Annotated in this window: 18 protein-coding genes and 1 pseudogene; 10 read left to right on the top strand and 9 right to left on the bottom strand. The window is 48.0% G+C overall.

Going from position 1 to position 21575, the window contains the following annotated elements:
- Positions 1–2 precede the first annotated feature (2 nt).
- Both ggt and QGP82_RS30820 read right to left on the bottom strand, forming a co-directional pair.
- On the bottom strand, positions 3–1550 hold the full coding sequence (gene ggt, locus QGP82_RS30825; RefSeq protein ID WP_499061924.1) for a gamma-glutamyltransferase: 1548 nt from the start codon (positions 1548–1550) through the stop codon (positions 3–5).
- Between the two features lie 1153 nt (positions 1551–2703).
- Positions 2704–2799 (bottom strand): annotated as a pseudogene (locus tag QGP82_RS30820) (four helix bundle protein); the annotation flags it as partial.
- Between the two features lie 124 nt (positions 2800–2923).
- Between QGP82_RS30820 and QGP82_RS30815 the strand changes: the two are divergent.
- Both QGP82_RS30815 and QGP82_RS30810 read left to right on the top strand, forming a co-directional pair.
- Positions 2924–3349, top strand: a complete 426-nt coding sequence (locus QGP82_RS30815; protein WP_499061923.1) for a hypothetical protein — start codon at positions 2924–2926, stop codon at positions 3347–3349.
- 454 nt (positions 3350–3803) lie between these two features.
- The gene (locus tag QGP82_RS30810) at positions 3804–4460 is read left to right on the top strand and encodes a hypothetical protein (RefSeq protein WP_163671321.1); all 657 of its coding nucleotides are present in this window, start codon (positions 3804–3806) and stop codon (positions 4458–4460) included.
- Between the two features lie 26 nt (positions 4461–4486).
- Here the strand turns inward: QGP82_RS30810 and QGP82_RS30805 are convergent, their stop codons facing one another.
- The gene (locus QGP82_RS30805) at positions 4487–4963 is read right to left on the bottom strand and encodes a hypothetical protein (RefSeq protein WP_499061922.1); all 477 of its coding nucleotides are present in this window, start codon (positions 4961–4963) and stop codon (positions 4487–4489) included.
- An 815-nt stretch (positions 4964–5778) separates the two neighbouring features.
- On the opposite strand from QGP82_RS30805, the gene QGP82_RS30800 reads away from it, so the two are divergent.
- Together QGP82_RS30800 and QGP82_RS30795 are read left to right on the top strand one after the other, a co-directional pair.
- On the top strand, positions 5779–6354 hold the full coding sequence (locus QGP82_RS30800; protein ID WP_499061921.1) for a dihydrofolate reductase family protein: 576 nt from the start codon (positions 5779–5781) through the stop codon (positions 6352–6354).
- 100 nt (positions 6355–6454) lie between these two features.
- Positions 6455–7243, top strand: a complete 789-nt coding sequence (locus tag QGP82_RS30795; protein WP_499061920.1) for a ribosomal protein L7/L12 — start codon at positions 6455–6457, stop codon at positions 7241–7243.
- Between the two features lie 87 nt (positions 7244–7330).
- Here QGP82_RS30795 and QGP82_RS30790 read toward each other — a convergent pair whose 3' ends face one another.
- Complete coding sequence (locus tag QGP82_RS30790; RefSeq protein ID WP_499061919.1) at positions 7331–7726, bottom strand: ribosomal maturation YjgA family protein; 396 nt, start codon at positions 7724–7726, stop codon at positions 7331–7333.
- Positions 7727–7985: 259 nt separating this feature from the next.
- On the opposite strand from QGP82_RS30790, the gene QGP82_RS30785 reads away from it, so the two are divergent.
- The 3 genes from QGP82_RS30785 to QGP82_RS30775 are packed head-to-tail and all read left to right on the top strand — an operon-like array spanning position 7986 to position 9799.
- A complete protein-coding gene (locus tag QGP82_RS30785; protein WP_163671316.1) occupies positions 7986–8516 on the top strand; it encodes a 2'-5' RNA ligase family protein in 531 nt (176 codons plus the stop codon).
- Positions 8513–9331: a nucleotidyltransferase family protein gene (locus tag QGP82_RS30780; RefSeq protein WP_163671315.1), complete on the top strand. Its 819-nt coding sequence runs from the start codon at positions 8513–8515 to the stop codon at positions 9329–9331. The genes QGP82_RS30785 and QGP82_RS30780 overlap by 4 nt, the downstream gene beginning before the upstream one ends.
- A 12-nt stretch (positions 9332–9343) precedes the next feature.
- A complete protein-coding gene (locus QGP82_RS30775; RefSeq protein WP_499061918.1) occupies positions 9344–9799 on the top strand; it encodes a thioesterase domain-containing protein in 456 nt (151 codons plus the stop codon).
- A gap of 97 nt (positions 9800–9896) precedes the next feature.
- Here the strand turns inward: QGP82_RS30775 and QGP82_RS30770 are convergent, their stop codons facing one another.
- The 3 genes from QGP82_RS30770 to QGP82_RS30760 all read right to left on the bottom strand — a co-directional run bounded on the left by QGP82_RS30770 (position 9897) and on the right by QGP82_RS30760 (position 15086).
- Positions 9897–12125 carry an NADP-dependent isocitrate dehydrogenase gene (locus tag QGP82_RS30770; protein WP_499062081.1) on the bottom strand — a complete coding sequence of 743 codons (2229 nt, stop codon included), beginning with the start codon at positions 12123–12125 and terminating at the stop codon, positions 9897–9899.
- A 150-nt stretch (positions 12126–12275) separates the two neighbouring features.
- Positions 12276–13895 carry a 2-isopropylmalate synthase gene (locus tag QGP82_RS30765; protein ID WP_163671312.1) on the bottom strand — a complete coding sequence of 540 codons (1620 nt, stop codon included), beginning with the start codon at positions 13893–13895 and terminating at the stop codon, positions 12276–12278.
- A 204-nt stretch (positions 13896–14099) separates the two neighbouring features.
- Positions 14100–15086, bottom strand: a complete 987-nt coding sequence (locus QGP82_RS30760; RefSeq protein WP_163671311.1) for an alpha/beta fold hydrolase — start codon at positions 15084–15086, stop codon at positions 14100–14102.
- 202 nt (positions 15087–15288) lie between these two features.
- On the opposite strand from QGP82_RS30760, the gene QGP82_RS30755 reads away from it, so the two are divergent.
- Positions 15289–16920, top strand: coding sequence for an ABC1 kinase family protein (locus tag QGP82_RS30755; protein ID WP_499061917.1), 1632 nt, complete (start codon positions 15289–15291; stop codon positions 16918–16920).
- A gap of 284 nt (positions 16921–17204) precedes the next feature.
- A complete protein-coding gene (locus QGP82_RS30750; RefSeq protein WP_490793219.1) occupies positions 17205–17921 on the top strand; it encodes an HAD hydrolase-like protein in 717 nt (238 codons plus the stop codon).
- Here QGP82_RS30750 and QGP82_RS30745 read toward each other — a convergent pair.
- Together QGP82_RS30745 and QGP82_RS30740 are read right to left on the bottom strand one after the other, a co-directional pair.
- Positions 17857–18582, bottom strand: coding sequence for a GUN4 N-terminal ARM-like repeat domain-containing protein (locus tag QGP82_RS30745; RefSeq protein WP_163702949.1), 726 nt, complete (start codon positions 18580–18582; stop codon positions 17857–17859). The genes QGP82_RS30750 and QGP82_RS30745 overlap by 65 nt on opposite strands.
- Positions 18583–18703: 121 nt before the next feature.
- On the bottom strand, positions 18704–19363 hold the full coding sequence (locus QGP82_RS30740; RefSeq protein WP_163671307.1) for a response regulator transcription factor: 660 nt from the start codon (positions 19361–19363) through the stop codon (positions 18704–18706).
- A 535-nt stretch (positions 19364–19898) separates the two neighbouring features.
- Between QGP82_RS30740 and QGP82_RS30735 the strand changes: the two genes are divergently transcribed.
- Positions 19899–21575 carry a DMT family transporter gene (locus QGP82_RS30735; RefSeq protein ID WP_499061916.1) on the top strand — a complete coding sequence of 559 codons (1677 nt, stop codon included), beginning with the start codon at positions 19899–19901 and terminating at the stop codon, positions 21573–21575.

Here is a 21575-nt window from a genome sequence, read left to right as displayed (position 1 = left end):
GCCTATTGTGCCACAGCTACGGCTCCACTGCGGCGACTGTCTCCGGCACCGTGCAGCACACCATTTTCATCCAGACCCACGGCATGGACTCCCCCAAAAAACATGTTCTGAGCCTGCCACCAGAGTGGTTTAGCATCGCCAATAATTGGGGTTAGCAGCGCTTGATTAAATCCTGGCTCCAGGTGAAATACATCATTTTCCCAATGGATACGGGGAGCAGCTACGGCGGCTTCTAGGGGCATCTGAAAGTCCACCAGATTGGAAATCACTTGCAGAATAGCGGTGCGGATGCGGTTGGAGCCGCCAGACCCTAACACTAAATAGGGATGTCCGTCGCGCAGCACCATGGTGGGGGCCATCATGGACGACATGCGTTGGTCAGGCGTCCACTGGTGAAAGCCATGGGGATTGAGGTCTTCTTCGCCCAGCATGTTGTTGACCATAATGCCGGTACCCGGCAGTACATAGGAGGAGCCCTCACCATTAGACGTGGTCACACTGGCGGCGTTGCCCTCATCGTCAATCACACTGAGGTGGGTGGTGCTGCCAAGTTTATTGGCAACGGGCGACTGTAGGGATGCGATCGCATCCGCCAATTGCCCCCGATACTGATCCAAATGCCCCGCCGACAAAAACTCTTCCGCCACACAGGACTGATGGAGTCGCGCATCATAGCCATCGCGACGGGCTACATTGGTAAATCGCATCACCTGACTGAGAGACCGCAGGTGCTCAGGACTACCGTAACCTGCCAACTCACAATCAGCCAGTAGCGCCAATGAACAGGCAATTAGCCCACCCCCAGCACTAGGTGGCGGATTGGTCAGTAACTGAGTGCCATGGTAGTCAAGGCACAATGGCTGACGCTCTATTACCCGGTATCGCTCAAAATCCTCAACCGCCAGATACCCACCTTTAGAGGCCGTCACCTGGGCGGCCATGGCCTGCCAAAAGGCGTCTATACCCTGGTTTACCAAACGCTCCAGGGCATCAGCAAAAGCAGGCATATGCAATATTTCCCCCGCCTTCAATAACTGACCTTGGGGTGCATACATCGCTCGCGCCCCGGGTGTTGCCAGCAAAATAGGCTTAAGCACACCATATACATAGGCCAAAAACCCATTGACCACCACACCCCGACGCGCCAGATAAATGGCTGGGGCAACGACCTTCTCTAAGGGCAATCGGCCCAGGCGCTGATGGACATGCACCAGCCCCTTCAACACCCCTGGCACAGCCATGGCCCCTAAGCCAATGTGAAACTCCTGCACCGTATCGCCAAAATCTGCACAGATGGGATAGAAATCTAGCGGATGCTCCAAAGTTTTATCAGCAGGCGTTTGGGTGAAAAAATCAAAAAGTACATGCTCACCCGCTCCTGTATGGGCCAGTAGAAAGCCACCGCCCGCCAGGGATGTCAGCACCGACTCAGCCACACAGGAGGCCAGCACCCCCGCCACTGCTGCATCAAAAGCATTGCCCCCTTGCTTCAGCATTTCTACAGCAGCCGCTGCCGTCTTCCCATGGCCCGCCGCGACGACTCCACCCATAGAACCTCTCCATTTCCATCGATAGTCAACGTAGCAGAAATGGAACAAGACGCAATCAGCGGGAAGCATATGCCACAAAAGACTGCCGATCGATCAGTGATTTAATCAAAATTCGTGAAGGTTACATATTTTATACAAAACCCTGTTTTACCTGACATGACTGCATCTCTTAACCAGGAGTAAGTTTATGGTTTAACCTCCTGCAAAAACAACCCAAAATCTCACCCAGAGGTAACTCCAGGGCTCCTTAAAGAGAGAAGTATACACTCTCAGGCATTGTTAACTTTGGTCTACAAGCCCCTAACCGGCAACACAATGATCTATATTGTCATTGAAGCGAAATGACATCGCTTCCCTGGCAGATAAAACAGCTAGAGAAAACAACAAAGAGGTAACGCTGTTGCATATTCTGTCTCGTCTAACCCAACACCCAACGGGTCAAGCTGATACATCCTATCGCTGACATTTTGGGAGCCATGCTGAAGTTGTTGAGTAAGATGCTCAAAGGGCCATTGCCAACAACAAGACGTATCTCCAAGTCCTAGCGAACGATTAGAAAGGATGTTCCTCAGGAAGACGGTTGGGTGTTGTGCTTTTAAAGTCTTTAAACACGACTCTTCTCGCAAAGCCAGGGAGATATATAGCGCCCCGTTTCTTTCCTGAGATTGTTAACTTTGGTCTACAAAACACCCACAGAATTCAAGGCAGGCTATATTGATATTGAAGCGAGATGACATCGCTTCCCTGGCAGATAAAACAGCTAGAGAAAACAACAAAGAGGTAACGCTGTTGCATATTCTGTCTCGTTCAACCCAACACCCAACGGGTCAAGCTGATACATCCTATCGCTGACATTTTGGGAGCCATGCTGAAGTTGTTGAGTAAGATGCTCAAAGGGTAATTACCAACAACAAGACGTATCTCCAAGTCCTAGCGAATGATTAGAAAGGATGTTCCTCAGGAAGACGGTTGGGTGTTGTGCTTTTAAACCCACCTGATCACTGCTGTTGAGTGACAACCCAAAAACTGAGACGCTATGCTGTGGGATCGCACTCTCTACAAGATTTTAATACTGCTTCCAAAATTACATCAGGCATCACGGGTTCCTCTTCTATTAGCCAAGGGCCAGCTTTTATCTCTAATATGGGAAACTCTCTAACCAGTAACCTGTCTCCTCTAGCTCTTGTAAGCCAACCTCCAGTTTGCTGATGTATTCTGCATTGGATCTTGCTCGTAAGGCTTCTCGATTTGGACGGTGGAGGGATGTTTGACAACAATAGTTTGCATTCTCTTAGCAAAAGACAGCTAAAATTATCCACAGTTGCCTGCCTATTGACTTAGGCTTGGTTGCGCCATCTATCGAGGTCACTATGATGAAAAAGAGCATTATATTTCTTGCTGCATTTGTGCTGTCTACTGCATTGTTGCCCCACAAAGCTATAGCTGACGAAAAATGGTCTACAGAAGAATATGACGTTATCTATCAAGACGAACGAAATAGAACTGCTATCTGGACCTATGGTGATGGTTTCGGTACTGTTTTTATAGATGGTTTAGCTGGAGTGTATACTGGCCGAGGTTCCTATTCTGGTTACTGGGTGCAAGAGTCTTCTTCCCTACGCTGCGACACCTTTAGAGAAGACGCCAATGGTGAACCCACCTACTATTGGGGTGGATTTGAAATCACATTTATCGATCCAGATTTTCCCTCTCATTGGGAAGCGATGATTGGACTATGTGACCTTGAGCCAACTATCTCCCTAACGGGGACTCCTATCACTCCACTGTTTGAACCTTAATCTGAGGGCTGAACTATTAACAAACATTCTTGTTATGGAGAGTTGAATCGCCAATAATTAGTTAAGGGTAGGCCAAGGATATGTAAGCAAAGAGCGATTTTGCCTAGACTGCTCGTGATATAGAACTTCCTTGTGAGCAATTAAGCGTTACAGTACTAAAAGTGGATGCGCTATCAACTTATTAGGCTGTTTTACGGGTATATTTATATCACGGGGCGCACGCCGATGGTGCACAAGATTTTTGTGATTGCTGAGTTAGGGGATGAGTCGGTTAGATCCATTGCTATTTGACGGTATCTCACATTTAAAGTTATCCCGAGCGTCAGCAATGCTGATGTTTGAAGCAATTCCGAACGTAAAGCAGCAATCACATCGTATCTTCATAGACTTAATCCTGTGCTTGCTGCGTTCTTTTGAATGCTTAAGCAAGTAGTGTTCTTCCAGCTCTTCTACTATGAAAGCCTCGACTGTTTTTGTTTCATTATTAGCGTTAGCTGGTACTGCTGCTGCTGCCGAAAGTGCTGATGCTGCGGTTTTAGACGTAGAGATTCCAAATAATCTGAGAGAAGCTATCTGTCATCGAGACTGGTATGAGGCCATAGAATTATCGAGTACGTTAATTGCGTCTGCAACGATTACCCCTGATGAACGTCAGACACTTGTAGAATTAAGACGCAATTTGTATGGCCACCTTAAAGATGGGGCTAAACCTGAGGAAACGGTTAGCTGTAAAGGTATTGTCAAACGCCCTTCCATTGCAACACAGACTCCACTCTATGAAGGGGCTACTCCACGATTTTCCAATCGTAATCGGTCTAGTGTCTCCGTAGGAACGACATCGGTGAAGGCTTTGTATGGCACTACTCTTTCCAGTTTGTGGACAGTGGGTACTCGGGTGGACGGCAACAGTATTAGAGGAACTGTCTTGAATAATGGACTGACAGCTGCTAAGAATGTCACCTTAACTATCCGTTCTCAACAAGACGATCAATCAGAGACTATTAAAACCGTTGCTATCGATACAGTTAGCCCATGGAGTGAAACTGATTTTGTCGCTACATTTAACCATTCACCAGGAAACTGGATGATTGAAAGTATTGAAATTAACTAGCGCACTGACTTAGAACGCAAAATCAATTAACTTTCAATAGTGTGACAAAAGTTGGTAAATTCTTTTCTCGCCTGCTCTGCCACATTTTGGGGTTCCCAGTCTGTTTTCAGCAAGGGTTCACCACAGTTTCCCCATACTAGTCCGGCCCAAGCGCCAAAGCCGCCCTTAGGGTCTTTGCTGCGCACTTCGTGTCGAGCGTCGATATCTAAGACAATCATGGTGCCCTGCTGCTGTGGGGGAAACGTTTGGCTAGTCCCGCGAACAATGTAACTATTGCCAGGGTTATGCAGCATTAATATTGGCCGATACCCGGCAATGCCATCACTGTGGGATGGAACAGCGACCCCTTCTAGTAAGCGAAAATTTTGGAAGTTCTTAATCTCATAAAGATGCGTAAATCCGCATCTAAAGGGTTGATATGGCATGTCTGTGATACTTTTGAGATAGCTCAATAGCTGCTCACAAGCTAACGGTAGTTGAAGATTCTCTATATGTACAATCATAAGTGATGACCTGCTAACCCCCTGCTAGCAGATGAGTTTGCTAACACGGTTGACCCCATCGTTGTTTGTTTGTTTTGGTGTTAGGGCATGTCAAGGACGAAGACTTTATAGGCATGTCCTGGAGATATTCTGGGTGAGTTTAGCGTAAAAACATGAGGGCATGTTTCGGAACGCAACGCCTCAGTAATTTTTGTGAACCCGTAAGATGCTTCGGTGTGTTCTGTAGTGGAAGCTGAAAAGCTATGGCTTGTTGTATTTTAAATTGCCTTGTTTGTCGATCTACAACTACTTTTTCTTTTAAAACCCCCCAATACTTATACCGCAAAGCAGAATTTTAATTCTCTTTGTAGACTCTACTTTTTTGGAAGCACAGAAGTATTTGAGCGATGCTAAGGCATTAGATAGCTTGACAGAGAATAATCTTTAAAGAAGATTGTACTTGTGCTATTTTATGCAGGGGCTATACGCATCTGTAATATAGACTGTGGCTAGTGTTTATAATGTGCACTATAGAGACTGTCATATCTCATATTCAATTTTTAGGGCTATCTAAAAGTTCCCCTATCTTTAGGGGAGTAACTTTAAGAAAATTACTAAAGTTGAAGTATTTTTTGTGGAAATCACTATGTTTGAGAGATTATGAAGATTGAATCAGTGATTTTGCGGAATCGCCTTGTTATAGGGCGATTCACTAATACGGATACTTCCATGTTTTAGGCCATGGTGATGCGATTAAAGGAGGTGCATTGACTAAGCTGCACATTGTGCAGCTCACATTAGCTCAATTGACGTGCATCTAATAGGAGGAACGCATAATGCGAGAACTAACTTACTACGTAGCCTGTAGCCTGGATGGTTTTATTGCCCACAGAGATGGTTCCCACGATGGCTTTTCCCAGGATTCTGAATATCTTACGGAAGTATTTACCTCCTTCCCCGAAACTGTGCCCTCTCATTTGCGTGATGTTATGGGTGTGCATGCTGAAAATAAATGGTTTGATGTTGTTTTGATGGGACGCAAAACCTATGAAATTGGTTTGCAGGAAGGTGTGCTCAGTCCTTATTCTCATCTGAAACAATATCTGTTCTCTCGTAGTATGCACGCGAGTCCCCATACAGATGTTGTTCTTGTTTCAGAGGATATTGCTGACACTGTTAGGCAATTAAAACAAGAAGAGGGTAAAGGGATCTGGTTATGTGGTGGGGGTGTTTTAGCGACAGCACTTTTGTCTGAGAAGCTGATTGATAAGTTGATTTTGAAGGTAAACCCATTTTTGATGGGGGACGGTATTCCACTATTTTCTGGAGTAATTAATCAAACAGCTTTGCAACTCATTGACAGGGAAATTTATAACAATGGTGTGCTGATGCTTCACTATCAGGTGGGCTGATAGAGTTATACGTAGCCTGTGTGTTAATAGTGGGACTTAAAATAAGCCCGTGGATATAGGCTATATGTGTGTTGTTGAGGCCTTTGAAGGAGAGAGTGTTATGTCACTGATATATATTGCGATCGCACTACTCTTTATCCTAATCATCATTTGGCTAGCACTACAGCCCAAACAGGGGACCAAAGCCTCGAATGCCCCTGAGCCCATTGATGACTCTACCTATCAATTACCCAAACCCCAAGACCCATCTGGTAACCCAGCAACACCATTATCTCGTCCATCGCCAGCTACTCCACAGCTGCGTCAAGTATCCTATGAAGCACCCTCTGAACTAACATCGTTGGATACACAATCAGTTGAAACAAAGGCTGTTGATAGTTCTAACGTCGAAGATCGCATAAGAACGCTTATGCAACAGAATCGTAAACTTGATGCCATTAAGCTCATTCGGTCTACAACAGGATGGGGATTAAAACAATCTAAAGATTATTTAGATGCTTTTCCTTATTTGGCCCCCTTACCTATCACCGAGGGCATGGGTAACGGCAATCCTACACCCCCTATAGAATCCTTCGATATAGACCACCATGATATTAATGACCGTGTGCGGCTGTTTATGCAGCGAGGGCGCAAGATTGATGCCATTAAGCTGGTAAGAACTGTGACAAACTGGAGTCTCAAAGAGGCGAAAAACTATATCGATCACTACCCTGATGTTGCTCCTCTGCCGATTACCGAACGTGGGCCTGTCAAACAACACCTCAAGCAACTACTAGCTGACAGAAGACACATGGATGCCATCGATTTAGTCCAACGTCGAACGGGTATGATGGTGACGGAAGCCAAGGACTATCTTGAGCAAACGTTTAACTGTGATTTACCTTTTTGAGGTTACTCATATCTCAATGCTGACAATACTTTAAGTGTTAGACCGTAAAGCTATTTTGATGATGTATGTAATACACGGGCTCTTAACTCAAGTACTGCTGGGAGATTCTTTCTTGAGGCTGGGACCGATAAATTTCTCAGATACTAAAACTATGATAATGCCAAGGCTATAGGCAATAAAATCTTCCCAGCTAAACGATGTACCAATCACGGTTCTAGCGAGGCGAGAAGATCCGAGACCAAGCACGTCTACAATGTTGAAATGTTGCAGAATCTCAACTAAAAACGCAAATAATAAAACACCCATGGCGGTGAGATTTATTGAGTATTTAAAGAATGCTCGCACAAATGCGTAAATCAGGATGACAACCAGGAAATCCCCCATGTATGGGCGAATAAAGTCATCTTTAACAAAAATGCCGATATAAATCTCTGTAATCAATAAAAGGGCGAACCAGTAAAAGTAGTAAAGGTTAAATCTCATTTCTTCATCTGCTTAGAAGGCGTGTGAGGCTAAAACTCACAGTATGACTACGATGAAGGGCTGGAGGATTCCTGAAGTGCTTGGGTGCTCTAGCGGTTACTTCTATGAGCTTTTCGTAAATTTTTGATGTGTTCTTTATCGCTGCTTAGCTGAGTGCTGTACGTTTAATTGCGATCGCAATCACTGTTTCGCTGAGTGTTGTACGTTTAATTGAGGATCCCACAGCCACAATGCGATCGCTCCTATGAATCCCTGAGCCATGGCAGTATCGTACTATTCCTTTTGGTTAGTCCCCCAAGAACCAGATTTAACCTATTTTCAAGACCTGATTAATGGTTTGGCAGAACGTTTCAAGACCGAACCCTTTTATCCCCATGTGACCCTGTACAGTGGTTCTCTACCCGCCTCTCTAGCCGTGACAGCCGTGGTTAAAGGGCTGTCATTAACACAACCGATAGAGCTAGAGGTCATCACTCTCAACTATGAAACCCACTTTTCCAAAACCCTCTATGTTCAGTTAAAGCAGACAGTTGATTTCACGCAGTTGGTGAGAGATCTGGTTACAGCCATTCCCGATGCTCCACAGCCTAGGCTAGATCCCCATCTCAGCCTATTATATCACCGCCTTGATGCGGTTACCCAACAAACACTGACAGAAACGATCACCCTGCCGCGCTCCACCATTCAGTTTGATCAAATCCAGGTAATTGCTGCGCCCCAGAACTTTGAGACGCAATCTCACGTCGCAAGTTTACGCTGTGTCCATAGCAAATTGCTGACTCTATCATGACTGCACATTCCCCCAGAATCATTGGTTTGCTCCCCGCTGCTGGCCAGGGTAGCCGCATTAGTCCATTATCCATGAGCAAAGAACTATTCCCCATTGGCTTTCAAAGCCTTGCTGAAAAAGGGCTACGGCCTAAGGTGGTCTGTCAATATTTGCTGGAGGCCATGGGTAAAGGCGGAGTGCAAGAGTCCTTTTTGATTTTGCGACCTGGTAAGTGGGATATTCCCAATTATTTCGGTGATGGCTCCCAACTCAAGATGCGATTGGCCTATTTGACGGTGCATGTGCCCTTTGGGGTGCCCTTTAGCCTCAACCAGGCCTATCCTTTTGTGAAAGATGCCATTGTTGCCATGGGGTTTCCCGATATCTTGTTTAGCCCAGCTGATGCCTATGCCCAGCTCATAACTCGGTTACAAACGACCCAAGCCGATGTGGTGTTAGGTCTGTTCCCCACGGATCAGCCTGACAAGGTGGGGCTGGTTGAGTTTGATCAAGATGGTGTCGTCTCTGGCATCTATGAAAAGTCGAACCTCACCCATTTGCCCTATATGTGGGCCATTGCTGTGTGGCGGCCTAGCTTTACGGAGTTTCTCCACCAGTTTGTTGAGACGAAACGTCAGGCGCTGATTGGCGATCAGTCTCCGATGCTGCTCAAAGAGATGCCAGACTATGCTGAAACGCCAATTGGGGATGTGATTGTGAGTGCGATCGCAAATAACCTACGGGTAGAGGCTGTTCCTTTTGAAACTGGCCATTACCTCGATATTGGTACCCCCGAAAATCTGATCAATGCCGTATACCATTACGGCAAGCCCTAAACCTCAGATAATATGGCCATTGATTGCATCACCATAGAACAGTACCTTCACGAACACATTCCCATGTCTAAAGCGATGGCGGTAGCTGTTGCCTCCATCAATGACAGCGGTGTTCTGCTATCGGCACCCTTAGCGCCCAATATCAATCACCGTAATACGGTATTTGGTGGCAGTATTTCGACCTTAGCAATTCTTTCTGCCTGGACGTTTGTCCATGTGCAGTTGAAGACATTGAATATACCCAGTCGTATTGTTATTCAAAGCAATAGCCTGGAATATACAAATCCTGCTACAGGAGATGTCCAGGCCCGTTGTTTCGCACCTGATTCTAATGTCTGGCAGTGCTTTATCAATACACTGACTAAACGTCGAAAAGGGCGCATAAGCCTCTCCTCTGAAGTTTATTCAAATGGAGTACTTGTCGGTCAGTTTCAAGGTAAATATGTTGCTCTAAAATTAAACGATTGAGCCTCAACACATATGTTGTACCTGTATGTGTTACCTGGTGAAACAGATGTCTTGTAAAGGGCTGGCACAAGGCACAGCCCCTACATCAGGTACTCTGCTAAACTGTTGTCAAGGCTGCATTTAGCGTCTGACTAGGGCGCATGGCCTGGCTAGTTTTCTCTGCATCTGCCAGATAGTAACCGCCAATATCCATGGATGTCCCTTGAGCGGCATTGAGTTCACCAACAATTTTGTCTTCGTTTTCCCTCAGGTGCTGCGCTAGCTTGGCAAATTTAGCTTTGAGCTCTAAATTTTTCTCTTGTTCAGCCAAAGCCTGGGCCCAGTACATGGCCAGGTAAAAATGACTGCCGCGATTATCTAACTCATGGACTTTACGGGAAGGGGTCTTAGCATTTTGCAAATATTGACTATTGGCTTTGTTCAGGGTTTCAGCCAAGATCAAGGCGTTTTCATTATTGGTTTTATGCCCCACATCCTCCAGGGTCACCGCCAAGGCTAGAAATTCCCCCAGTGAGTCCCACCGCAAATGTCCTTCACTAATAAACTGTTGTACATGCTTGGGGGCAGAACCACCCGCCCCCGTCTCAAACAAACCACCGCCTGCTAACAATGGCACAATGGAGAGCATTTTTGCGCTGGTACCCAGCTCAAGAATTGGGAAGAGATCGGTTAGATAATCACGCAGGACGTTTCCGGTGACTGAGATAACATTTTTGCCAATCTTGATCTGCTCACAGGTGAAACGCATGGCGTCCGCAGGTGGCAAAATCTTGATGTCCAGACCTGTGGTGTCGTGGTTGGGGAGATACTGTTTCACCTTTTTAAGGATATTTGCATCATGGGCACGATGTTCGTCTAGCCAGAAGACGGTAGGTGCACCGGTTGCTCTGGCACGACTAACGGCAAGTTTTACCCAGTCTTGAATGGGAATATCTTTGGTTTGGCACATGCGCCAGATATCACCCTTTTCGACGCCATGCTCCATCAGCGTCTGCCCATCGGCACTTACCACGCGCACGATGCCATGGGCAGGAATCTCAAATGTTTTGTCGTGGGAACCATATTCTTCAGCTTTCTGTGCCATCAGACCCACATTGGCGACGTTACCCATGGTGGTCACATCAAAGGCTCCATTTTCTTGGCAGAAGCTAATGCACTCCTGGTACATGGTGGCATAGCACCGATCGGGGATGATGGCCTTAGTATCATGAAGCTGGCCATCCGTCCCCCACATTTGGCCAGAGGAACGAATGGCAGCTGCCATAGATGCATCGATGATCACGTCGCTGGGCACATGGAGATTGGTAATGCCTTTGTCGGAGTTGACCATGGCGAGATCAGGTCGCTTGCCATAGGTTGCTTGTAAATCGGCTTCAATGGCAGCACGTTGATCATCGGGCAATGTTTTAATCTTGGCGTATACATCACCCAGGCCATTGTTGGGGTTGACACCCAGTTGGGCAAAGGTGTCAGCATACTTTTCAAATACGTCTTTAAAGTAAACGGTGACAGCATGGCCAAACAAAATGGGGTCAGAGACTTTCATCATGGTTGCTTTCACATGGAGAGAAAGCAGAATGTTCTCTTTTTGAGCACTATCAATCTCTTTTTCATAAAAAGCCCGCAGCGCTTTAATGCTCATCACAGCTGCGTCAATCACCTCCCCTGACAGGACAGTCATTTTCTCTTTTAAGACTGTGATGTCACCATTTTCAGTAACTAGCTCAATGCTGATGCTGTCGGCATCTTGAATGACAACGGATTTCTCACTGCCATAAAAATCTTCACTGTCCATGTGGGCCACATGGGATTTAGAATCCAATGCCCATGCGCCAACTCGGTGAGGATTTTTCTGGGCATATTGTTTCACGGCTGCTGCCACCCGCCGGTCCGAATTACCTTCCCGCAAAACAGGATTCACCGCGCTGCCTAACACTTTGGCATAGCGAGATTTAATCTCAGCTTCGGCCTCATTTTTGGGCTCGGCAGGATAGTCGGGAACGTTATATCCCTTGTCTTGTAGTTCCTTAATGGCTGCCGTTAGCTGTGGGATAGAAGCACTGATATTAGGTAGCTTGATAATATTGGCTTCCGGTGTTTTGGCCAGGGCACCCAGTTCAGTCAGGGCATCGGGTAAACGTTGGGCTTCTGTCAAGGTTTCTGGAAAATTGGCAATGATCCGCCCCGCCAGAGAAATGTCACTGGTTTCTACAATGACGTTGGCGGCTTGGGTAAAGGCTTGGATGATGGGTAGTAAGGAATAGGTGGCCAGTGCCGGGGCTTCATCAGTCAGGGTGTAAATAATTTTTGCTGTGGGGTGGCTCATGTTTTTCCTACTACCTGCGTGGGTTTGGGGTTGTCGCCACGTTAATGACATCAACGCACGGCAACTCCAAGGCTCTATTTTGGCATTGAGAGTAATCTCAGCCAAGGGAGAGCCTAAGGTAATTTAGGATTTGTGTGATGTAATACTGACCTAAACGCCAGTGCCAGCGGGTACGGCCATCCGCTGTGGATGCAGAGACTCACCCACTTGAGTGGCGCTGTATAGACGGTTTAAGGCCTGCATGTAGGCGTCGGCTGAGGCCACCACAATGTCCGTATTCGCTGCATGACCCGAGTAAATGTGCTGGTTATGGCGCAGCCGAATGGTCACTTCACCCATGGCGTCAATGCCGGCGGTCACTGACTGGACGGAGTATTCGATCAGGTCGTTGGGAATATCAACCACCCGATTGATGGCTTTGTACACGGCATCGACGGGACCCGTGCCGATGGCGGCATCCATTAATTCTTCGCCATTGGGGGTGAGGATAGTGACTGTGGCGGTAGGTCGAGCGCTGCTACCACAGGAAACCTGGACAAGTTCAAGTTTGAAGTGCTCAACCACCTGTTGGGTTTCGTCATTGACGATGGCTTCCAGGTCGCGATCGCTAATTTCCTTTTTCTTATCCGCCAGCTCCTTAAACCGCAAAAATGCCTTGTTTAAATCCTGGTCTGATAGCTCATAGCCCAGTTCCTGCAGGCGGGTGCGGAACGCATTACGGCCTGAGTGCTTACCTAGCACGATCAGATTATCGTTGAGACCGATGGTTTGGGCGTCCATGATCTCATAGGTGAGCTTATTCTTCAGAACGCCGTCCTGGTGAATGCCGGACTCATGGGCAAAGGCATTGGCCCCGACAATGGCCTTATTAGGCTGCACTAGCATGCCAGTGACGCTGGAGATCAACCGGGAGGTCTTGTAAATTTCCTGGGTGTTGATATGGGTCAGGGGCGCTTCCGAGTCAGCGGGACGACCAAAGAAAGGATTAAAGTACTGCCGACGCACATGCATGGCCATCACTAGCTCTTCGAGGGCGGCGTTACCCGCCCGCTCACCGATGCCGTTAATGGTGCACTCTAGCTGGCGCGCGCCGTTTTTGACGGCTTCTAAAAAGTTGGCCACAGCCAAACCCAGATCGTTGTGGCCGTGCACAGAAATAACCGCCTGGTCCACGTTGGGTACGTTTTCGGCAATGCCTTTGATTAAGCCGCCAAACTCACTGGGGGTGAGGTAGCCAACGGTGTCAGGAATGTTGATGGTGGTGGCTCCGGCTGCGATCGCAACCTCCAACACCTGGTACAAAAATTCTGGCTCTGAGCGACCCGCATCCTCTGGCGAAAACTCCACATCGTCCGTAAAGCCCTTGGCAAAGCGCACCATCTCATCGGTGATGGCTAGCACCTCATCCCGCGATTTCTTGAGCTTATATTTCATGTGGATATCGGACGTGGCAATAAAGGTATGGATACGACCTTTATTGGCAGGCTCAATTGCCCGAGCAGCGGCTTCGATATCCTGTTTAGTCGCCCGAGCTAAGCCACAGATAGTTGGTCCATCAACGGTTCCCACTTCCTGGGCAATGCGCTGCACCGCCTCAAAATCACCAGGACTTGCGTAGGGAAACCCTGCCTCAATGATGTCTACACCGAGCCGAGCCAGCTGACGAGCCACCGCTAGCTTTTCTTCGACATTCATGGTCGCGCCAGGAGATTGCTCCCCATCCCGTAGGGTAGTGTCAAAAATTAAGACTCGATCAGGCTGTGTACTCATTGCAGGTTACCGCTATGTAGAGGCTTACTATATATAGCTTTGGCTAGCTATGACCTAGCGCCTTTACCCCGATACTGAAGTAAAGGCTAACGAACTATTACCAGCCACGTTTTATTGTAATCGCTAACCCATAGTTATTTCGCCTTAGCAAGCTTTGGGGACTAGGGAGTGGAGAATTACAAACCTTCAAAAAATAGAAAAATTCTAGCTTTGACGCTCCCTCTGCAACTTGAGCAACATCCGATCAATAGCTTCAATCATGGCCTCAGGCTGATCAACCCAAACAAAGTGACTACTACTCTGGGCGGGCAAGCTGAGGCTTTGGGTTGAAAGTCTCATGAGATTGTGATGCATCTGGGTCCAGAGATGATCCGCAGTTTCCAGGGGCAAGGGTTTGACGAGTGGTGCTGGCGTAAAGAAGTGGCTGGCCTTGATATTAATGACGGGTAAGGACCCCAAATTTCCTGTTTTACGTAGCTGTTCATGGCTGGCATTGAGGCTGATCATTTCGCGGGCCATGGTAAACCAATGTTTGGGGCGTACAAAGGAACGTAGAACAGGGGCTAATTGCTCCTGACTGTACTGTCTGAGTCGAGGGCTAATCACCTGGAACAGTCCCAACTGCTGCATAATCCGAATAAATCCCAGGGCGGACCCTACCACCGACATCAAAAAGCCCGCCGTAAAAACAGCTTTCATCAGCTTTAGGCTGCCAGGTAGTCTGGCCATGCCGTCTTCATGGAGACCATCGGTCAAAATCAATCCGGCCACATTGTCGGGGTAAGTATGGGCATAAAGACGCATGGTGTAGCTAGCCAACGAGTCCCCAACCAGCACATAGGGGGGACGAATATCCGCTTGGCGCATTAAGGCTTCAAATTCCTGCATCATTTCGTTGCTGTTGCGTGGATTGGGGCTGTTAGAACTCCAGCCATAACCGGCGCGGTCATAAATGCAGACATCAGCAAATTCAGCAATTTCGTCAATTAGCAGATAACCTTCTACCCCCCCCAGACTGTGATCCAAAATTACCGTCGGTTGATGAGGCCGTGGTCGTCCCCGACGATACAGGTGGAGCTGGCAATCTCCAATGTCATAAACCTTCCCTGGCGGCGGCGTTTGAGCTTCTTGGCGACAACACCAGATATGGTACGCCGTTGTGCAAATGAGGATGAGGTTACGTAGCCACATAGGTTAGAAGGGGAGCAGGGGAGAGTTGTTGGTTATTGGTTATTGGTTATTGGTTATTCGTTGGGAACCTTGGGTGCGAGTCGTCTTTCAGTGCGTACTAGATAGTTCAACGAACCAATAACTGGGAACTCATAACTCATAACTCATAATTCTTATAACCCTTTGCTAGCATCAAACCGACACTACTTTAACGAAGGGCTGCATGTTAACGCCAAATCTTATTTCCCGCCAGGGTGAAATTGTGGAGGTGTTTTTACGCCACGGTTGGGATTATATGCGGCGTTTGCTGGTGGGTAAGGCTTCAGAAGAACCCGATATTCCGCCCCCGGCAGTGTTGCGAAATATTTTGACGGATTTAGGACCGGTTTATATCAAGTTTGGGCAGTTGCTGAGTACACGCCCTGACCTGGTGCCACCAGCTTATATCGAAGCGCTAAGCGCTTTGCAATCGACGGTGCCGCCCGTAGATGCAGCGACAATTCGGGTGTTTCTTAAGGAACAATTAGATCCAGATGTGGTGTTTTCAGAGGTGGATTATGGTGCGATCGCATCCGGTTCCATCGGCCAGGTCCATCGAGCCGTGCTCAAAAACGGTCAGCCCGTCGCCCTAAAAATCCAGCGTCCTGGTATCGATATCCAGGTACGGCGAGACATGGCGCTGATTCGGGATATCGCCAAGCTGGTGTCTACCACCCAGTTTGGTCAGCGCTACAACGTGGTTGCCCTGGCCGATGAATTTAGCAGTGCCCTCAATGCCGAGCTGGACTTTACAACGGAGGCCACCTACACCGATCAGCTGCGTCAAAACCTGGCTAAAGGTCGCTGGTTTGACACCCATCAGCTGGCCATCCCAGAAATTATCTGGCCCTTGACCACGCCCAAAGTACTCGTGATGCAATGGCTGGATGGGCAGCCCATTCTATCAGCTGCCATCGGTACCCATCCAGCACCATCAGAAATTCGTAACCTCCTCAGTCGGCTACTGTTTCGCGCCTTTTTCCAACAGTATTTTATCGATGGTTTCTTCCATGCCGACCCCCACCCGGGCAATATTTTTTATCTCAGCGATGGTCGCATTGCCCTCCTAGACTGTGGCATGATGGGTCGCTTAGATCCGCGTACGCGCACGACGTTGACCGAGATGGTATTAGCCGTGGTTAGTTCCGACGCCCAACGGTGTGCTCAGCTCACGTTGCAATTGGCAGAGCCGCTCCAGGATGTCGATTTAGCGAAGCTAGAATTTGACTACAGCCGCTTATTAGCCCGCTACTATGGCTTATCTCTGCAAAGCTTCAATACAGCGGCAGCCTTTGCCGAAATTTTAGAAGCAGGGACCCGTAATCATTTGCGTTGGCCCGCCAATATAGGTCTATTTACCAAGTCCCTGGCCAACTTAGAAGGCGTTGCCCGTCAGTTTAATCCTCAAATTAATCTGATTGCTGAGATTCGACCATTAATGGTCGATCTGTTCCGCCAGCAGCTGATTGGAGATGACCCCCTGCAAGCATTACTGCGAACGGGGCTAGAATTTCGTAACCTGTCCCTGTCCGCACCGCGTCAGTTTGGTTTCCTGCTCGATCGCTTAAGCGAGGAGACCCTGACTTGGAATGTCAATATCAAAGACCTCACTAACGTGCAGCGAAGTATCGAGCAAGCGGCCAACCGTCGTTCGTTTAGTACAGTAGTTGCCGCCCTGATTATTGGTGCTGCCATTATTTCCAGCAATCAAACCAATGTGCAGCTGCAATGGTTGAGTACCAGCCTCTTTGCCGCTGCCACCCTGCTGGGTATTTGGTTAATTATTAGTATTCTTCGCTCAGGTCGCTGGCGATAATAGTGATCCCCTGCTTAGGCTAAATCAGTTCACCACTGCTCTCAGTAGGATAATTTTTTACCACAATAAAGCTTACCGGAGGCTACAGTGTTTATAGGTAGAGCATTTACACTGGTGACGACTGACTAAGGGACACCCTGGATATGGAAGGTTTATAGCCATCTATCTTGGCTTAGCATTTTCTTTAGCCATATTCTAGGTTTGGGCATAGATAGATATAGGACCGCCCCACTTCACCACTATTCCTTAACTACTTTCAAGACTGTTTTTTACACCACACCCGCGTGACCGTTCTCATTTTTGATTTTGACGGTACGATCGCTGACACATTGGAGACGATCGTTACTATTACTAACCGCTTGGCAGGCCACTATGGCTATCCGCAAACGACACCGGAGCGACTGAAATATCTGCGTGCCTTGAGTACAGCTGAGCTATTAGCGCAATCCAATGTGCCCCTGTTTCAAGTGCCGTTTCTGATGCGTCGGGTCAGACGCGAGCTGAATCAAGACATTGACTCGATTCACATCTTCCAGCATTTGAGTGATGTCTTAAGGGCGCTACAAGGGGATGGTCACACCATTATGATTGCCAGTTCCAATGCGCCTTCAACCATTCGACCATTTTTAGAACGTCACGGTTTAAGCCAGGTGTTCAGTCAGGTCTATGGCAACATTGGCCTGCTGGGTAAGGCCCGCAGCCTACGCCGTATCATGCGTCGTCATCGCCTAACATCTGAGGAGATCCTCTACGTGGGTGATGAAACACGCGATATTGAAGCCGCCCATTGCCAAGGGGTGGCGGTGGCGGCTGTGAGTTGGGGATTTAGCGATCGCACCGCCCTTGAAGCCCAGGGACCCACGTTTCTAATCGATACCCCAGAGGATCTATATCGAGCAGTTGGTGAGTTCCATAGAAGTCAGCGACGATTGTTCTTTATGGGTTCCAAGCGGGGTGAGAGAGCAGAAACTCCATCATACGTACCCCACGTAGCTGATTAGAAAGTGGCAAATGCCCAACGGGAGCTGACAAATCCCAGACAAACTCACCCGGATAGCGAGTCCAAATATTGTCAGACTTCCAAGCTAGCTTTTCCCAAAGCCGGTTCCAATCCTGGTTGAGACCGAGCCACAGCTCTCGTTGCTTAGAGAAACCGAACCGATCTTCTGAATACACGCGCCACAGCTGATCAATGGTGTGTAGATCAACCACAGGAAAGCTATCTACCTCAGTAAAATAAACCCACTTCCGCTGCACAGCAGCCGGACCAGCCAGTTCACAGAGCTTTTGTAACGTTAAGCGGTCCGCTTCTTCAAATTCTTGGGCAATCAACAATGCTTGCAATGGCTGATAGTCGACCCCCTTGTCAGAGATTGCTGGCACAACACCATTGGGATAGGCTTCCGCTAAAAAGGTTTGGGCTGCAACGGAATCACTAGTGCTGAGTACCTGATAGGTTTTACCAGTAGCGACCGAGGGTTCGCTAGCCTCTTTGAGGAAGCCCATGAGGACGGCAACGCCAGAGTCACCAGCACTGATTAATTCTGTGACGGCACTTAACTGGCGCTTTAAGTTATTAGAGCGGAGTTGTTCGGCAAGCTTAGCCGTTTTGTCATCGTCCATCGGAATAACCGTTGGAGAATCAGCGGATGCATTAGTCATGTTGGGGCATCTACAACACCAGACTCTGGCGTTGTTTTAAGCGTTTTTTATAATGAGCCAAATCTCAGGCTACCTCACAATGTCTTAGCAGCACAAGATAAAACAGGTTAGTTATAACTATTTATTTGGATTCGTCAGAAGCGGGTCGATAGCCATTTTCAAAGGCATAGCGAATTAGCTGGGAGCGATTTTCCAACGATAGCTTGCTCAAGATATTGCTCAGGTGAGTTTGGACGGTCCTGGGGCTGATGAACAAATGTTCACCGATCTGTTTATTGGTAAAGCCCTGAATAACTTCCCAAAATACCTTTTCTTCGGCAGGGGTTAACGGCAGAGGTTCTGGCGGCGGTGGTTGAGCTGACTCTGGCGCTGGCATCTGCTGTACCAGACGAATAATTTCAGCATGCATGCGCCGAGAACGTTCCAGCTGAGCATCAATTTTGGCAATCAGCTCCTTAGGATGGAAAGGCTTAACGATGTAGTCATCGGCACCTTTGGAGTGGCCCTGAATCCGGTCATCTAATTCACCACGGCCCGATAGGAAAATAAAGGGAACGAGTTGACCCGAACGAATTTCCCTGAGCTTGGTACAGAACTCATAGCCATCCATCTCAGGCATCATCACATCTGAGACAACGAGGTCGGGTTGGTCTTGTTCAAATAAAGCTAGTCCTTCCGTGCCAGAGGATGCATGGCTCACTTGAAAGCCTCGCTCTCGCAGATAGCGGGTCAACGCAGACCGTAGTGTAATGTCATCATCAACAATAAGGATTTTTTTCATCCTGATGTCAGCTGCCTCAGAATACTTGCTAAACTTTTGAACCGAACGCCATGGGCATGTATAGCGCAACTTTATTTTATCAATCCTACAACTCCGAAACTGGATTACATGTCCTGCATTACAGATACGCCATACTTTTGCAATGAAACTTGTTTTGGATCAACCCACGGCAAAGAAGCGCTTATAAACGATTCTAAAAAAGATGACCTTATAGATTGTTAGTTAAGCTACGCATATCTATTACGGTCAATATGATGCCCAAAAGTTCTAGAATGTGCTGCGGTTATGGCTCAGGATTAAGATTCTCTAAGTGTTAAATAGGACCTGTATTCCCAAGTTTAGATGTTGTGATGCTTTTTGGATTGGATGCCGTTTTTATTAAAGCGATTGTTCCGTTATCTTTGGTTGCCTGGTACAGTGTCGACACCAATACGAAACTTGGGTATAAAGCAGGGTATGGCTTCGCTCGGGGTGATATATAGGTGGCATATAAAAGGTTCCTGTCGTCGGTGAAGCATAAATAAGAGGGAGCAACATGGGTGAGTCTGATAGCCAGGGCAGGAATGACCCACTACTGCAATCACTGGATGATGACTTTCAAGCATTGCAGCGGCACTTCGCTGATCAACTGGCTAAAGATATTGAATATTTGCAGTCGGAAAAGCAGCGCCTGATGAGCGATCTGGATGCGCTGCGTGTAGAGTACGACCAGCTTTATATTGACTATCAATCTCTTAAGAATGAGTCAGAGGTTGCCCTATCTACGCGAGAGTTGTCTCAGCAAAATGCCTGGGCTAAACGACTGGCTCGTGTACTCGCTCAAAACCTCCGCGATGATCTCCATGCCTATGTGACTAACTCATCAGAATTACCCAATCCCAGCCAAGACTGGCTGCATGCTTTGGATGACACGCTCAATCGCAGTGTCAGAGCGCTACAGCAAGATCTCAGCAGCTATCAGAGCGCCATTGCTCAGCAGCTGACACGTATGCAAGCTATGGAGCAGCAAGGGGAAGTCATTCTAGAGAGTCTGGTGGCGCGTATTAGCGATCAGTTGGGCAATTATCAGTTGGGGCAAGCGCCAACCCGTGCCGGTACTACACTCCCGAGTGGGTTAGATAATCGCCCCCTGAGGGATGGCAGTGATGTTGTTGGGGGGCGTGCCTATGTAGAGCGTCCTCGCCTTGATCAGGTGGCCGGTGCTACCCGTCGAGTGGTGCCATCCTACGATGGCCAGACTATTGGCCCTGCTCCCGTTTTGGTGGATGAACCAAAGCGCGATCGCACCTTAAAAAAAGGCATGGTGCTCTGTGGGATCGCCACCCTCGGCTTTAGCGCAATAACGGTGCTAGTGGGGGCACTGAGTTTGGGGGCCAATGCGTTTGACCTGGTGTTGACCGGTCTTGACACCTTTAATTTCTTCAATGCCAACACCCTGCTATGGCTACAGTTAGTCATCTTGATACCGATTTTGGCCCTGTTAGCCCCCCAACTATATCGCTCAGTTTGGCGTGATGTTGGTCAATCAATCCGCTCAAGGCCACGACTTTTTGCCCTGGTTGGCGGCGGTGTCTTTTACTTTTTTGCCCAAGTTTTTTTGTTTCAAGCAGCGGCGACCTTGGGGCCAGCAGTGGCAGCGCCACTGTTGTTTTCCTATCCACTATTGGCAGTACCGCTGTTGTGGTGGCTTAATGGCGATCGCCCCAATTTGTTGAGAAGCGTGGTGATGTTGGCCATTGCCATGGGTGTGGTGTTAATTCTGCGTCCTTTAACGCTGGCTAATGCCGGTCCGGCCCTATTGTCGGCAGTCGCTTTTTCTTTGTATGTAGTTACCAATAGCCTCAACAGTCGCCAGAGCCACCCCATCTCGGCTGGCCTGATCCAGCACTGCATCATGGCTATCCTGAGCAGCATTATTCTATTAATACGCCCTATGGCCGTGACTCAAGATCTCACCGGTCAGTTTGTGCTAGGTGGTTTGGCCTTAGGTTTGGTGGCTGGTGTTAGTTACTTTTTCCACTACACGGGCTTAAGGCTCGTGGGGGGTTTACGGACAGCCCTAGTCGCTGCGGCTACCCCGATTGTGACTGCCCTGCTGGCGATATTCACGCTCATTAACCAGCCTTCTCTACAGATAATTCAGTGGCCTGGCATTATTCTTATTACCCTTGGCGGCATGACATTAGCGTTGGATCGGCTAAGTCGACAGTAA

Source organism: Leptothoe sp. LEGE 181152 (assembly GCF_032906605.1).
Classification (GTDB): domain Bacteria; phylum Cyanobacteriota; class Cyanobacteriia; order Phormidesmidales; family Phormidesmidaceae; genus Leptothoe; species Leptothoe turfae.
This window is presented reverse-complemented; position numbering and strand designations above follow the sequence as displayed.

Excerpts from the sequence above, each read along its gene's own strand:
- QGP82_RS30780 (WP_163671315.1), top strand. The coding sequence starts at position 8,513 with ATGACTGCACATTCCCCCAGAATCATTGGTTTGCTCCCCGCTGCTGGC.
- QGP82_RS30735 (WP_499061916.1), top strand. The coding sequence starts at position 19,899 with ATGGGTGAGTCTGATAGCCAGGGCAGGAATGACCCACTACTGCAATCA.
- QGP82_RS30775 (WP_499061918.1), top strand. The coding sequence starts at position 9,344 with ATGGCCATTGATTGCATCACCATAGAACAGTACCTTCACGAACACATT.
- QGP82_RS30765 (WP_163671312.1), bottom strand. The coding sequence starts at position 13,895 with ATGAGTACACAGCCTGATCGAGTCTTAATTTTTGACACTACCCTACGG.
- ggt (WP_499061924.1), bottom strand. The coding sequence starts at position 1,550 with ATGGGTGGAGTCGTCGCGGCGGGCCATGGGAAGACGGCAGCGGCTGCT.
- QGP82_RS30760 (WP_163671311.1), bottom strand. The coding sequence starts at position 15,086 with ATGTGGCTACGTAACCTCATCCTCATTTGCACAACGGCGTACCATATC.
- QGP82_RS30805 (WP_499061922.1), bottom strand. The coding sequence starts at position 4,963 with ATGATTGTACATATAGAGAATCTTCAACTACCGTTAGCTTGTGAGCAG.
- QGP82_RS30815 (WP_499061923.1), top strand. The coding sequence starts at position 2,924 with ATGAAAAAGAGCATTATATTTCTTGCTGCATTTGTGCTGTCTACTGCA.
- QGP82_RS30785 (WP_163671316.1), top strand. The coding sequence starts at position 7,986 with ATGGCAGTATCGTACTATTCCTTTTGGTTAGTCCCCCAAGAACCAGAT.
- QGP82_RS30770 (WP_499062081.1), bottom strand. The coding sequence starts at position 12,125 with ATGAGCCACCCCACAGCAAAAATTATTTACACCCTGACTGATGAAGCC.
- QGP82_RS30810 (WP_163671321.1), top strand. The coding sequence starts at position 3,804 with ATGAAAGCCTCGACTGTTTTTGTTTCATTATTAGCGTTAGCTGGTACT.
- QGP82_RS30800 (WP_499061921.1), top strand. The coding sequence starts at position 5,779 with ATGCGAGAACTAACTTACTACGTAGCCTGTAGCCTGGATGGTTTTATT.
- QGP82_RS30745 (WP_163702949.1), bottom strand. The coding sequence starts at position 18,582 with ATGACTAATGCATCCGCTGATTCTCCAACGGTTATTCCGATGGACGAT.
- QGP82_RS30755 (WP_499061917.1), top strand. The coding sequence starts at position 15,289 with ATGTTAACGCCAAATCTTATTTCCCGCCAGGGTGAAATTGTGGAGGTG.
- QGP82_RS30790 (WP_499061919.1), bottom strand. The coding sequence starts at position 7,726 with ATGAGATTTAACCTTTACTACTTTTACTGGTTCGCCCTTTTATTGATT.
- QGP82_RS30740 (WP_163671307.1), bottom strand. The coding sequence starts at position 19,363 with ATGAAAAAAATCCTTATTGTTGATGATGACATTACACTACGGTCTGCG.
- QGP82_RS30795 (WP_499061920.1), top strand. The coding sequence starts at position 6,455 with ATGTCACTGATATATATTGCGATCGCACTACTCTTTATCCTAATCATC.